At 72.0% G+C, this 12,755-nt stretch carries 13 protein-coding genes; 3 read left to right on the top strand and 10 right to left on the bottom strand.

Going from position 1 to position 12,755, the window contains the following annotated elements; genetic code table 11:
- Nucleotides 1–66 precede the first annotated feature (66 nt).
- From ACWD0A_RS24630 to rimP, 3 genes are all read right to left on the bottom strand, one after another.
- The gene (locus ACWD0A_RS24630; RefSeq protein WP_307713167.1) at nucleotides 67–345 is read right to left on the bottom strand and encodes a YlxR family protein; all 279 of its coding nucleotides are present in this window, start codon (nucleotides 343–345) and stop codon (nucleotides 67–69) included.
- Nucleotides 346–463: 118 nt separating this feature from the next.
- Nucleotides 464–1,459 carry a transcription termination factor NusA gene (gene nusA, locus ACWD0A_RS24625; RefSeq protein WP_451301435.1) on the bottom strand — a complete coding sequence of 332 codons (996 nt, stop codon included), beginning with the start codon at nucleotides 1,457–1,459 and terminating at the stop codon, nucleotides 464–466.
- Between the two features lie 2 nt (nucleotides 1,460–1,461).
- On the bottom strand, nucleotides 1,462–1,977 hold the full coding sequence (gene rimP, locus ACWD0A_RS24620; protein WP_307713169.1) for a ribosome maturation factor RimP: 516 nt from the start codon (nucleotides 1,975–1,977) through the stop codon (nucleotides 1,462–1,464).
- A gap of 124 nt (nucleotides 1,978–2,101) precedes the next feature.
- Here rimP and ACWD0A_RS24615 point away from each other — a divergent pair, with 124 nt between their 5' ends.
- From ACWD0A_RS24615 to ACWD0A_RS24605, 3 genes are read left to right on the top strand one after another with little or no spacing between them, the layout of a single operon-like run.
- Nucleotides 2,102–2,665, top strand: coding sequence for a hypothetical protein (locus ACWD0A_RS24615; protein WP_451301433.1), 564 nt, complete (start codon nucleotides 2,102–2,104; stop codon nucleotides 2,663–2,665).
- Entirely contained in the window at nucleotides 2,662–3,093 is a 432-nt protein-coding gene (locus ACWD0A_RS24610) for a DUF4439 domain-containing protein (RefSeq protein ID WP_451301431.1), read from the top strand. Before ACWD0A_RS24615 ends, ACWD0A_RS24610 begins: the two co-directional genes overlap by 4 nt.
- A 43-nt stretch (nucleotides 3,094–3,136) precedes the next feature.
- On the top strand, nucleotides 3,137–4,006 hold the full coding sequence (locus ACWD0A_RS24605) for an aminoglycoside phosphotransferase family protein (protein WP_451301429.1): 870 nt from the start codon (nucleotides 3,137–3,139) through the stop codon (nucleotides 4,004–4,006).
- A 440-nt stretch (nucleotides 4,007–4,446) separates the two neighbouring features.
- Here ACWD0A_RS24605 and ACWD0A_RS24600 read toward each other — a convergent pair whose 3' ends face one another.
- The 7 genes from ACWD0A_RS24600 to ACWD0A_RS24570 all read right to left on the bottom strand — a co-directional run bounded on the left by ACWD0A_RS24600 (nucleotide 4,447) and on the right by ACWD0A_RS24570 (nucleotide 12,561).
- A complete protein-coding gene (locus ACWD0A_RS24600; protein WP_451301427.1) occupies nucleotides 4,447–6,141 on the bottom strand; it encodes a proline--tRNA ligase in 1,695 nt (564 codons plus the stop codon).
- Nucleotides 6,142–6,206: 65 nt separating this feature from the next.
- Nucleotides 6,207–6,755, bottom strand: coding sequence for a GNAT family N-acetyltransferase (locus tag ACWD0A_RS24595; protein WP_451301425.1), 549 nt, complete (start codon nucleotides 6,753–6,755; stop codon nucleotides 6,207–6,209).
- Between the two features lie 29 nt (nucleotides 6,756–6,784).
- The gene (locus ACWD0A_RS24590; RefSeq protein WP_451301423.1) at nucleotides 6,785–7,630 is read right to left on the bottom strand and encodes a GNAT family N-acetyltransferase; all 846 of its coding nucleotides are present in this window, start codon (nucleotides 7,628–7,630) and stop codon (nucleotides 6,785–6,787) included.
- A 169-nt stretch (nucleotides 7,631–7,799) separates the two neighbouring features.
- On the bottom strand, nucleotides 7,800–8,957 hold the full coding sequence (gene ispG / locus ACWD0A_RS24585; protein ID WP_307713176.1) for a flavodoxin-dependent (E)-4-hydroxy-3-methylbut-2-enyl-diphosphate synthase: 1,158 nt from the start codon (nucleotides 8,955–8,957) through the stop codon (nucleotides 7,800–7,802).
- A gap of 173 nt (nucleotides 8,958–9,130) precedes the next feature.
- Nucleotides 9,131–10,429 (bottom strand): M50 family metallopeptidase, encoded by a 1,299-nt coding sequence (locus tag ACWD0A_RS24580; RefSeq protein ID WP_307713177.1) that lies wholly within the window; start codon nucleotides 10,427–10,429, stop codon nucleotides 9,131–9,133.
- A complete protein-coding gene (dxr, locus tag ACWD0A_RS24575; protein ID WP_451301420.1) occupies nucleotides 10,426–11,697 on the bottom strand; it encodes a 1-deoxy-D-xylulose-5-phosphate reductoisomerase in 1,272 nt (423 codons plus the stop codon). Before dxr ends, ACWD0A_RS24580 begins: the two co-directional genes overlap by 4 nt.
- Before the next feature lie 72 nt (nucleotides 11,698–11,769).
- On the bottom strand, nucleotides 11,770–12,561 hold the full coding sequence (locus ACWD0A_RS24570; protein WP_451301418.1) for a hypothetical protein: 792 nt from the start codon (nucleotides 12,559–12,561) through the stop codon (nucleotides 11,770–11,772).
- Nucleotides 12,562–12,755: the final 194 nt, after the last annotated feature.

The raw sequence follows: 12,755 nt of genomic DNA, 5'->3' as shown, positions 1-12,755 counted from the left end.
TCTCGACCTACTTCCAACTCGCGAGGTACCTGACCGCACGGTGTTCCGTGCCGTACTTCTTTCTTCTTACGGTGCTGCCTGCTCGACATACCGCCGGACGTCGGCGGTCTCGAGCGGTCCCTTGACCCGGAAGGCCCTCGGGAACGCCCGGCGGCGAACCGCCAGGTCGAGACAGACCAAGGCGGGGTGCACGTACGCACCCCGGCCGGGCAGCGTACCGCGATCATCGGGGACGCACTCGTCCTCGATCACCACGATGCGCAGCAGATCGCTCTTGGCCGCTCGCTCCCGGCATCCCACACAGGTTCGCTCAGGGCACACGCGGGCATGCGTCCGGCCAGACACGCTTAAGTCTACCTCCCCGCACCGACCTCACCCCTTTGGGGCAAAAATCGAACGGATGTTGTCCTGCATCCGCGTGACCCCCGACTCATGCCAACGGGGCCCCACGCCGATTCATTCCTCAGCCCTGGTCGGAGGGGTGCTCCGTGTCGGGACGGATGTCGATGCGCCAGCCGGTCAGGCGCGCGGCGAGGCGGGCGTTCTGCCCTTCCTTGCCGATCGCCAGCGACAGCTGGTAGTCCGGAACGGTGACGCGGGCGGAGCGCGCGCCGAGGTCGACGATCTCCACCTTGCTCACCCGGGCGGGCGACAGCGCGTTCGCCACCATCTCCGCCGGGTCGTCCGACCAGTCCACGATGTCGATCTTCTCGCCGTGCAGCTCGGCCATCACATTGCGCACCCGGCCGCCCATCGGGCCGATGCAGGCGCCCTTGGCGTTCAGACCCGAGCGGGTGGAGCGGACCGCGATCTTGGTGCGGTGACCGGCCTCACGGGCGATCGCCGCGATCTCGACGCTGCCGTCGGCGATCTCCGGGACCTCCAGCGCGAACAGCTTCTTCACCAGGTTGGGGTGGGTGCGCGACAGCGTCACGGACGGGCCGCGCACACCCTTGGCCACCCGCACCACGTAGGTGCGCAGGCGCAGGCCGTGGGTGTACTCCTCGCCCGGCACCTGCTCCTGCACGGGCAGGATCGCCTCGAGCTTGTCGTCCAGCTTGACGAGGACGTTCTTCGGGTCCTTGCCCTGCTGCACCTGGCCCGCGACGACATCGCCCTCACGGCGGGCGTACTCGCCGAAGGTGACGTCGTTCTCCGCGTCCCGCAGCCGCTGCTGGATGACCTGGCGGGCGGTGCTCGCGGCGATCCGGCCGAAGTCCGACGGGGTGTCGTCGAACTCCTTGGGCTCCTGGCCCTCCTCCAGATCGGACGGGTCCTCCTTCGCCCACACCGTCACATGGCCGGTGTCCCGGCTGAGCACCACACGGGCGTGCCTGCGGCTTCCCTCGGTGCGGTGGTACGCGATGAGGAGGGCCGATTCGATGGCCTCGACCAGCAGGTCGAAGGCGATCTCCTTCTCCTGTGCCAAGCCCCTCAGGAGCTTCACGTCGATGTCCACGGCTACGCCTCCTCTTCCTTCTCGTCCTTCACGTCCTGCTTGTCCTTGCGGCTGAACTCGATCTCGACGCGCGCCTTGGCGATCTCGTCGAACGCGACCCGGCGGGCGGTGGGCTTGCGCCCCTTCACGCCCGGGATCTCGAGGTCGAGTCCTTCGTCGTCCACGGTGAGGATGCGGGCGACCAGTTCCCCGGCTTCGTGCAGCTGCAGCTTGACCAGGCGGCCGGTGGCGCGCACGTAGTGGCGGTGCTGTGTCAGGGGGCGGTCGGCGCCGGGAGAGCTGACTTCGAGGACGTACTCGCCCTCGCCCATCGCGTCCGTCTCGTCGAGCTTCTCGGAGAGGGAGCGGCTCAGCTCGGCGCAGGCGTCCAGTTCCACGCCGTCGTCGGAGTCGACGATGATCCTCAGTGTGCGGCGCCGCCCGGCCCGGGAGACCTCGATCTCTTCCAGATCCAGGCCGGCGGCGGTGACGAGCGGCTCCAGCAGCCCGCGCAGCCGCTCGCTCTGGGTGGTGCTCATCCGGGTGACTCCTCGGCCGCGTGTGCTGTTGTGGGATCGTCGCGTGTCGAAGGAAAGGGTATCCGGTCCCGGAGGGTGTTGCCGTCCACGGGCGCCGGACCCACGGGTACGCTCGCCTGCGGCGATGATCACCAAGAGGGCCGAGGAGACAGGCGTGGGGCGCACCGGGACGACGCGGCGACGTGCGCTGCTGGCGACGGGTGCGGCCGCCGCCGCGATGGTGACCGGCTGTTCGGGCGATGCCGCCCAGGAGCGGCCTCCCCGCCCCCGGGCCGCCGATCCGGCACAGGCCGAGAAGGCCCTGCGCCGGCGGCTCGCGGCCCGGAGCCAGTTGCTGCTGGACGAGTACGACGCCGTGATCGCCCGCCATCCCGCGCTCGCCGGGCGGCTGACGCCGCTGCGCGCGGACGTGGCCGCGCATGTGGCGGCTCTCGCCGACCGGAAGCCGGCGCCCGCCGCGCCGGTGTCGCCGTCGCCCTCGGGGACCGGGTCCGTCGTTGCCGGCGGGCCGGCCCCGGACGATCCCGCCGCCGCCCTCAAGGCGCTCGCCGCAACCGAGCGGCGCACGTCCGACGCGCACACGGCGTCACTGACGGACGCGGAACCGGAGCTTGCCCGGCTGCTGGCCTCGGTCGCCGCCGCCGGAGCGGCCCATGCGTACTTGCTGACGAAGGGGGACGCGCGTTGAGCGCGGTGGACGCCGTACAGGCCGCGCTCGCGGCGGAGCATGCGGCGGTCTACGGCTACGGGGTCGTCGGAGGCCGCATCGACGACGACCGCGCCCACGAGGCCGCCGCCGCCCATGCGGCGCACCGGGCCCGCCGGGACGCGCTCACGCGCACGGCACGCGACCTCGGCGCGGAACCGGTCGCCGCCGCAGCCGCCTACGCCCTGCCCTTCGCCGTGCCGGACTCCGCGGCGGCCGTCCGGCTCGCGGCCGAACTGGAGGAGCGGGTCGCGGGCGTGTGCTCCGACCTCGTGCGGGCGGCGGACGGACCGCTGCGGCTGGAGGCCGCGGCGGCGCTGCGCGAGGCGGCGGTCCGCGCCGTGCGCTGGCGCGGCAGCGGCGTAGCCTTTCCTGGGCTCGCCGAGCGGGCCGCCGGCCGAAGCGGCTGACCTCACCTGCAATCGGCTGAACCGGAAAGGGAACGCACCACGTATGGCTCTCGAACCGCCGCAGCGGCTGGTCCGGGCACTCGGGGAGGACGACGAGTGGCTCGCGGGCCTGGACCGGACCGCCCAGGAGGCGGTGGACCGGCGGAAGCTGGACGTCGAACGGGTGGTGGTGCCGGGTGGCCGGAGCGGTCTCGTCCTTCTCGTGCGCCGTGCCGACGGCACGCCCGCCGCGCTGAAGCTGGCCCCGCCCGCCGCCGCGCCGGCGCTGGAGCGGGCGGCGCTGGCGCACTGGAACGGGTGGGGAGCGGTGCGCCTGCTGGACGAGGACGGGGACGGCCTGCTCCTGGAGCGGCTGCAGCCCGATGTCTCCCTGCGGTCCCTGCCCGAGGCGAAGGCGCTGCTGGAGGCTGCCGGAACGGTTCGGCGGCTGTGGGTCGAGCCGCCCGCGGGACACGGTTTCGAGACGGTGGCCGAGCGCACGGAGCGGCAGGCGGAGGCGATGGGGGCGCGCGCGGCCGACGAGCCGCTGGTCGCGGCGGCGCTCGCGGTGCGTGAGGAACTGGTGGCGTCGGCTCCCGAACTCCTGCTGCTGCACGGCAACTTCCGCCAGGGCAAGGTGCTGGCGGGCGACCGGGTGCCGTGGCTCGCGGTGGGGCCGGAGCCGGTGGTGGGCGAACGCGCCTACGACCTGGCGCGCCTGGTCCGCGACCGGGTCGAGGACCTGGTGGCCACGGCTGCGGGGGCGTCGTCGGCCCGTCGCCGGGTGAACAGGCTGGCGGACTCGCTGGAGGTGGACCGAGACCGGCTGCGGGGCTGGACGCTGTTCCGCGCGGTCGAGTCGGGCACCCGCGCGGTGACGTCGGGCCGCCGGGCGGAGGGTGAGCTGGCGCTGGAGTTCGCGAGCTGGCTGTAGCTAGCGGCGGGGGCTCCCCCCACCCCGCCCTTCCCCGAAACCGGGGCTCCGCCCCGGCACCGGACGGGCTGATGTCGCGCGGCGAGTCCGGCCTCGCCGGCGATTTGAGGCGAGGGCCCGGGGGCGGAGCCCCACGGGGACGCCGGGGCACATCCAGCCCCGCCCGCGACAGCGGCGCGGGGGCTTGCGACGCAACCCCAACGAGCGCGCTGCGTCACACCGAGCCCCGCCCGCGACAGAGACGCAGGGCTCGCCGCACAGCCCAACCGACGCGCCGCGCACAAGACTCCCGTCGCCGATCGAAGGGCGGGACTTGCGGCAGCACGCCGCGCAGCCCAACGGACGCGCCGCGCACAAGACGCCCACCGGCGGGGACGCCGGGGCCCCGCGCCCGCAGGGGCGCGGGGGAGGCCCGGGGGGCAGCGCCCCCGGTACACGCGTTACGCCCGCAGGCGCGCCACCGCTTCCGCGACCGGGAGTTCCTCGCGCTCGCCCGTGCGGCGGTCCTTCAGTTCCACCACGCCCTCGCCGGCACGTCGGCCCGCCACGAGGATCTTCGGGACACCGATCAGCTCCGCGTCCGTGAACTTCACGCCCGGCGACACTCCCGCCCGGTCGTCGACCAGCACGCGCAGGCCGGCGTCGCCCAGCTGCTGCGCGACGTCCAGGGCCAGCTCCGTCTGCAGTGCCTTGCCGGCGGCGACGACGTGCACGTCGGCGGGCGCGATCTCGCGGGGCCAGCACAGGCCCTGCTCGTCGGCCGTCTGCTCGGCGAGCGCCGCCACCGCGCGCGAGACGCCGATGCCGTACGAGCCCATGGTCACGCGGACCGGCTTGCCGTTCTGGCCGAGCACGTCGAGCTGGAAGGCGTCGGCGTACTTGCGGCCCAGCTGGAAGATGTGACCGATCTCGATCGCGCGGTCCAGCTTCAGGCCGGTGGAGCACTTCGGGCAGGGGTCGCCCTCCTCGACCACGACGACGTCCAGGTACTCGTCGACCTCGAAGTCGCGGCCGGCGACGACGTTCTTCGCGTGGAAGCCGTGCTTGTTCGCCCCGGTGATCCAGGCGGTGCCGGGCGCGACGCGCGGGTCGGCGATGTAGCGGACCTTCTCCAGGCCCTGCGGGCCGACGTAGCCGCGGACCAGGTCCGGGCGGTCCACGAAGTCGTCGGCGGTGACCAGCTCGACGGTCGCGGGTGCCAGATGGTCGCCGAGCTTGCCGAGGTCGACCTCGCGGTCGCCGGGGACGCCGACCGCGACGATCTCGCCGTCGACCTTGACGAGGAGGTTCTTGAGGGTGGCCGACGCCGGGACGCCCAGGTGCTCGGCGAGCGTCTCGATCGTCGGGGTGTCGGGGGTGTCCAGCTCCTCGACCGGGCCGTGGTCCGAACCGTCGGCGGGCGCCGGCACGAAGGTGACGGCCTCGGTGTTGGCGGCGTAGTCGCAGGACGGGCAGTAGACGAAGGTGTCCTCACCGGCCGCGGCGGGTGCGAGGAACTCCTCGGACGCCGAGCCGCCCATCGCTCCCGAGACCGCGGAGACGATCTTGTGCTCCAGGCCGAGCCGCTCGAAGATCTTCACGTACGCCTCGCGGTGCAGGGCGTAGGACTCGGCGAGGCCCTCGTCGGAGGTGTCGAAGGAGTACGAGTCCTTCATCTGGAACTCGCGGCCGCGCAGGATGCCCGAGCGGGGACGCGCCTCGTCGCGGTACTTCGTCTGGATCTGGTAGAGGATCACCGGCAGGTCCTTGTAGGACGTGCACTGGTCCTTGACCAGCTGGGTGAAGATCTCCTCGTGGGTGGGGCCGAGGAGGTAGTCGGCGCCCTTGCGGTCCTTGAGGCGGAACAGCTCGGCGCCGTACTCCTCCCAGCGGCCCGTCGCCTCGTACGGCTCCTTGGGCAGCACGGCCGGCAGCAGGACCTCCTGGGCGCCGATGGCGTCCATCTCCTCGCGCACGACGCGGGCGACGTTCTCCAGGACGCGCTTGCCGAGGGGCAGCCAGGACCAGATGCCCGCGGCGTTGCGGCGGACGTAACCGGCACGGACGAGGAGCTTGTGGCTGAGCGTCTCGGCGTCCGCCGGGTCGTCGCGCAGTGTCTTGATCATCAGACGGGACATGCGCTGGACCTGGGCCATGGTGAACTCCTGCTCGGAACGTGTGATGTGCAGGAGGTTAGCCGGGCGGCACCGACAGGCGGAAATCAGTTGCCGCGCAGCAGCGGCAGCGGGGCGCCCATCACCACGTAGGGACTGGGCGCGCTCGGGAACAGGACGCGCTCGGCGAGGTCCCGGTAGCCGAGCCTGCGGTAGAGGCGGCGGGCGGGGCTCTCGGTGTCGATGGCGGACAGGATGGAGCGCGGCTGGTCGGCTCCGTCCGTGAGGGTGGTGATCAGCGCGCGGCCGATCCCGCGGGCCTGGAAGCCCGGGTGGACGTGCAGTTCGGTGATGACGAAGGCGTCGTCGAGCCAGTCCCCGCTGCCGTTGCGGCGCAGGTACGGCTCGACGACGGTGGACCACCAGTGGCTGCGGTCGTTCGGCATGCCGTAGACGAAGCCGACGAGCCGGTCGTCCGCGGTGGTGGCGCCGAGGGCGCGCGCGCCCGGGCTGGTCAGGTGCCGCAGCACGATGTAGCGGCGGATGTCGATCTCTTCGTCGCTGAGCCCGAAGGCCAGTGCCTGGACGGCGAGTGCCTCGTCGACCCGTGCCGTCAGGTCGAGCGGGCCGATGACGACGCCGGGATCTGCTGCCATGGCCGCACCCTACTGGCCGCGCACGCCGTTCAGAACAGCACGCTCATGAAGGCGCCGACCTCGCGGAAGCCGACCCTGCGGTAGGCCGCCCGGGCGGCGGTGTTGTAGTCGTTGACGTACAGGCTCACGATCGGCGAGACATCCGCGAGGGCGTAGCGCAGGACGGCCGCCATGCCCGTCTCGGACAGTCCGCGGCCGCGGTATTCCGGCGCGACCCAGACGCCCTGGATCTGGCAGGCCTTGGCGGTCGCGGCGCCGATCTCGGCCTTGAAGACGACCTTGCCGTCCTCGATGCGCGCGAAAGCCCGTCCCGTGCCGACGAGTTCGGCGACGCGGGCCTGGTAGAGCAGGCCGCCGTCACCGGCGAGCGGGGAGACGCCGACCTCCTCGGTGAACATCGCCACGCACGCCGGCATGATCACGTCCATCTCGTCCTTGCGGATGCGGCGGACGTACGGGTCGGGCTCGATGTCGTCGGGGACCGTCTCGGTGACCATCAGCGGCTGGTGGGTGCGTACGTCCCTGGCGGGGCCCCAGCTCGGTTCGAGCAGGCGCCACAGCGCGGCGGTCGGTTCGGCGGGGCCCACGATGGACGAACAGCGGCGTCCGGTCCTGCGGGCCCGGTCGGCGAAGGCGCGCACGGCTTCGGGCGTGGCGCAGACCGGGACGAGGTTGGCGCCGGAGTAGCAGAGGGAGCGCAGCTGCCCGTCCGCGTACCAGCCCCACATCTCGCCGCCGAGGCGCCAGGGATCGAGACCGGCTACCTGGACCCGGGCAGTGACGAAAGCATTCGTCACGGGATCGCTCTCGAGGATGGCGAGCGCTGCGCCGAGTTCGCCGGGGTCGAGGACCCGGGTGGTGGTCTGCGTCAACACAAGGGCCTCACCATGCGGTTTGCTGATCCTGGCACTGTACCTGCCGCTTCGGCGTCGTGTCCGGTTCGGGGAAACGGACCGGCCTGAGCGGGCGGGTTCCGGGGACGGGCCAGGACGGCGCGAGGCCCCGCGTCCCGGTGGGAGCGGGGCCTTCGGACGCGTGGACGCGTCAGCCGGCGACGGAGATCTGGGGCTCGCCGGAGGCGACGCCGTCCTTCTCCATCTGCTCGGCGATCTTCATCGCCTCGTCGATCAGCGTCTCGACGATCTTCGACTCGGGCACGGTCTTGATGACCTCGCCCTTGACGAAGATCTGGCCCTTGCCGTTGCCGGAGGCGACACCGAGGTCGGCCTCACGGGCCTCGCCGGGGCCGTTCACCACGCAGCCCATGACGGCGACGCGCAGGGGGACCTCCATGCCCTCGAGGCCCGCCGAGACCTCGTCCGCCAGCTTGTAGACGTCGACCTGGGCGCGGCCGCAGGACGGGCAGGAGACGATCTCCAGGCGGCGCTGGCGCAGGTTCAGCGACTCCAGGATCTGGATGCCGACCTTGACCTCCTCCGCCGGCGGGGCGGAGAGGGAGACGCGGATGGTGTCGCCGATGCCCTCCGACAGCAGCGCGCCGAACGCGACCGCGGACTTGATCGTGCCCTGGAAGGCGGGGCCGGCCTCGGTGACGCCGAGGTGCAGCGGGTAGTCGCACTGGGCGGCGAGCTGGCGGTAGGCGTTGACCATCACGACCGGGTCGTTGTGCTTGACCGAGATCTTGATGTCGCGGAAACCGTGCTCCTCGAAGAGCGACGCCTCCCACAGGGCGGACTCGACGAGCGCCTCGGGGGTCGCCTTGCCGTACTTCTCCAGCAGGCGGCGGTCCAGCGAGCCCGCGTTGACGCCGATGCGGATGGGGGTGCCCGTCTCCCCCGCCGCCTTCGCGATCTCCCTGACCTTGTCGTCGAACTGCTTGATGTTGCCCGGGTTGACCCGCACCGCCGCGCAGCCGGCGTCGATCGCCGCGAAGACGTACTTGGGCTGGAAGTGGATGTCGGCGATGACCGGGATCTGCGACTTCTTGGCGATGGTCGCGAGGGCGTCCGCGTCGTCCTGCGTGGGGCACGCGACCCGGACGATCTGGCAGCCCGACGCCGTCAGCTCGGCGATCTGCTGCAGCGTCGCGCCGATGTCGGAGGTCCGGGTCGTCGTCATGGACTGCACCGAGACGGGTGCGTCGCCGCCGACCGCGACGGAACCGACCTGGATCTTCCGGCTGACCCTCCGGTCGGCGAGCTTCGTCGGAACGGACGGAATTCCGAGAGAAATTGCAGTCATCTGCTGTGCAACCCCAAGGTGTGGATCGAGGTCCCGAGATCGGCGGGCTCCAGCACCCGAGATTACGGCACTGGCGTTCGGCCGGGCACATCCGCCGCCCGGAGTCCACCCAAAGAGGACGGCCGGACACGCAGGGTATCCGGCCGCCGCGGGATGATCCCCTCACTTTTCCGTCAGCTGATCCTCACCGGGTTCACGATGTCGGCGACCAGCACGAGCAGGGTGAAGCAGATGAAGATTCCGGCCACCACATAGGCGACGGGCATCAGCTTCGCCACGTCGAACGGCCCCGGGTCCGGGCGCCGGAACAGCTTGGCGATCCCCCGCCGCACGGACTCCCACAGGGCGCCCGCGATGTGTCCGCCGTCGAGGGGCAGCAGCGGCAGCATGTTGAACAGGAACAGCGAGAGGTTGAAGCCGGCGAGCAGCATCAGGAACGTGGCGACGATGTTGGTCGTCGGCATGTCGAGGTTGAGGACCTCGCCGCTGAGCCGGGCCGCGCCGACCACGCCCACCGGGGAGTCGTCCTTGCGCTCTCCGTCGCCGAAGGCCGCGTCCCACAGGTCCGGGACCTTGGAGGGCAGGGCGATGATCGACTCGGCGCCGTTCTCGATCATGCCGCCCATGCGGTCGACGGACTCGCCGAACGACAGCGGCAGGATCTCGGTCCTGGCGGCGAAGCCGAGGTAGCCCGCGGGCTCGTAGCCGGAGACGACCTCGCCGTCCTCGTCCTTCTTGACCACCATGTTCTCGATGAGCGTCGCCTGGAGCACCTGCTCCCGGCCGTCGCGCTCCACGGTGATCTCGGCCGGGCCGATCGTGTCGCGGATGCGCTCGGAGAGCGTGGGCCAGTCGTCGATGCGCTCTCCGTCGAAGGCGACGATCCTGTCGCCCTCCTTGAGCCCCGCGAGCGCGGCGGGCGAGTCGGGGTCGCCCTTGGCGCACGTGTCGCGCTTCTCGCTCTGCTCGATGACGCACTTCTGGACGCCCGCCACCTCGGTGGTCTGCGTCGGCGTGCCGAAGGTCATCATCACGCCGACGAAGATCGCCACCGCGAGCACGAGGTTCATGAACGGCCCCGCGAACATCACGATGACGCGCTTCCACGGCTTGCGTGTGTAGAACAGCCGTGTCTCGTCGCCGGGTTGCAGCTCCTCGTACGCGGCGGTGCGGGCGTCCTCGATCATCCCGCGCCACGGGGACGTGGAGCGGGCCTCGATCCGGCCGTCGTCCCCGGGCGGGAACATCCCGATCATGCGGATGTAGCCGCCCATCGGGATGGCTTTGATGCCGTACTCGGTCTCCCCCTTGTGCCGGGAGAACAGGGTCGGGCCGAAGCCGACCATGTACTGCGGCACCCGGATGCCGAACAGCTTCGCCGTCGACAGATGGCCCAGCTCGTGCCACGCGATGGAGAACAGCAGCCCCACGCCGAACAGCACTATGCCGAGAACCGTCAACACCATCGTCATGCGCGAGCCTCCGCAGGCCGTTCTTCGCCGCTGTGTGTGTACGTCGCCGCCGTCTCACGGGCCCTCGCCCGGGCCCAGGCGTCCGCTTCGAGGACGTCCGTCACGGCGAGCGAGGTTCCCGCCGCGGGTGTCCCGTGCTCGGCGACCACATGGGTGACCGTATCCATGATGCCGTTGAACGGCAGCCGCCCGGCGAGGAACGCCTCGACGCACTCCTCGTTCGCCGCATTGAACACCGCCGGGGCCGTGCCGCCCAGCTCCCCCACGTGCCGGGCGAGTCCCACGGACGGGAACGCCTCGTTGTCGAGAGGGAAGAACTCCCACGTCGAAGCCGTGGACCAGTCGAACGCGGGCGCCGCGTCGGGGACGCGCTCGGGCCAGCCGAGGCCGATCGCGATCGGGCCGCGCATGTCCGGCGGGGTGGCCTGGGCGAGCGTCGAGCCGTCGGTGAACTCCACCATCGAGTGGACGTACGACTGGGGGTGGACGACGACCTCGATGCGGTCGAAGGGGATGTCGTAGAGGAGGTGGGCCTCGATGACCTCGAGGCCCTTGTTGACGAGCGTCGCGCTGTTGACCGTGATCACCGGGCCCATGGCCCAGGTGGGGTGCGCGAGGGCGTCCTCGGGCCTGACGTTCGCGAGCTCCGCCTTCGTGCGGCCCCGGAAGGGGCCGCCGGACGCGGTGACCACGAGCTTGCGCACGTCGGCGCGGGTACCGCTGGCCAGCGCCTGGAACAGCGCGGCGTGCTCGGAGTCGACCGGGATGATCTGGCCCGGCTTGGCGACCGCCTTGACGAGGGGCCCGCCGACGATGAGCGACTCCTTGTTGGCCAGTGCGAGCGTGCGGCCGGCCTCGAGTGCGGCGAGGGTGGGCGCCAGACCGATGGAGCCCGTGATGCCGTTGAGCACCGTGTGGCACGGCGAGGCGGCGAGTTCGGTGGCCGCGTCCGGGCCGGCCAGGATCGTCGGCAGGGGCTCGGTGCCGTACTGGGCCGACAGCGCCTCGCGCAGCGCGGGAACGACGTCCTCGCGGGCCACGGCGACGGTCTCGACGCGCAGCCGGTGCGCCTGCTCGGCGAGCAGGCCGACCCGTCCGCCGGCGGCGGACAGCGCGGTGACGCGGAAGCGGTCGGGGTTGCGCAGGACCAGGTCGATGGCCTGCGTGCCGATGGACCCGGTCGAGCCGAGGACGACGATGTCCCGGCGCCCCTGAGAGGCGTCGAAGATCAGATGCGGGTCGGCGAGGGGTGATGGGCTGTCGCTCATCCCCCCATTGTGGCCGTTCGGCCCGTGCGCCCGGACAGGGCGTCCCCCGTGCGCCTCCTCGCCGGGGTGGAACTACGCGCCGCTTCCGTGGGCGGCCGAGAACTTCTTCCACTGGGCGTCGATGATCTCCCGGGGCACGGCCCCGATGTCCTTCGTGCCGAGGAAGTCGGCGCGGAAGGAGAGCGTGACCGTACCGGAGCGGACGACGGTCAGGTACTCGTACAGCTTCAGCTCGCCCTTCACGTCGAGGACGGTGAAGCGGAACGCCTCGGCCTCGTCGCCGACGGCGGGCGCCTCGACGGGTTCGACCTTCAGCACCCGGGCCCTCGCGACGGCCCTCACCTCGGTGTAGCCGCCGGCGCAGGCGTCGCCCGCGGCGGAGAGGTCCTGCATCACGGCAGAGGCCCCGTCCCCCGCGTAGGAGCGCAGCTGCACCAGGACGCCGATGCCGGCCGCCTCGTCCGCGACGTCGACCTCGCGGTGGACCTCGGCGGCCGGGTCGTGCGCGGTCGCGCCCGGGCCGAGGCTGACGAGAGGCCCGCACCGGGCCGGATCGGCGGTGTAGTCCTCGCCGAGCGGGGCCCCGTCGGTCTCGCTCGCGGTGTACGGGCCGATCCGCTCGCCGTCCGCGAAGGCGACGGCCTTCAGGGCGGCCTCGGTGGGCACGCCGCCGCCGGCGGGCTGTGCGGAGGCGGAGGCGGACCGGCCGGCGCCGTTCCTGTCCGCCGTATCCGAGCCGCCGTCACCGCCGCCGCTGCCGCACGCGGCCGTGACGGCCATCAGTCCGGCCAGCGCGAGGCCGCGGAGCCGCGGCAGCCCGCGGGTGTGCCGGTTGCCGCCGTTGACGTGTCCCGCCCCGAACATCCGTGCCCCGTTCCCCTGTTGACCGTGACCGAAGGTCGATTGTGGGTCACCGGGGCACCGCGCGCCACCTCCCCGCGCCCTGCGCGGGCGGGCGCGGGGGGCCAGCGGCTTCCTGTACGTCGAGCCGATCTACGCCCAGGGCCGCGGCTCGGAGTTCCCGCTGCTGAGCAAGGTGGCCGTGGTGTACGGCCAGC

The sequence above is a fragment of the Streptomyces sp. NPDC002867 genome (assembly GCF_053591895.1).
The sequence above is the reverse complement of the archived record's forward strand: the minus strand, read 5'-3'. Positions and strand labels throughout refer to the sequence as shown.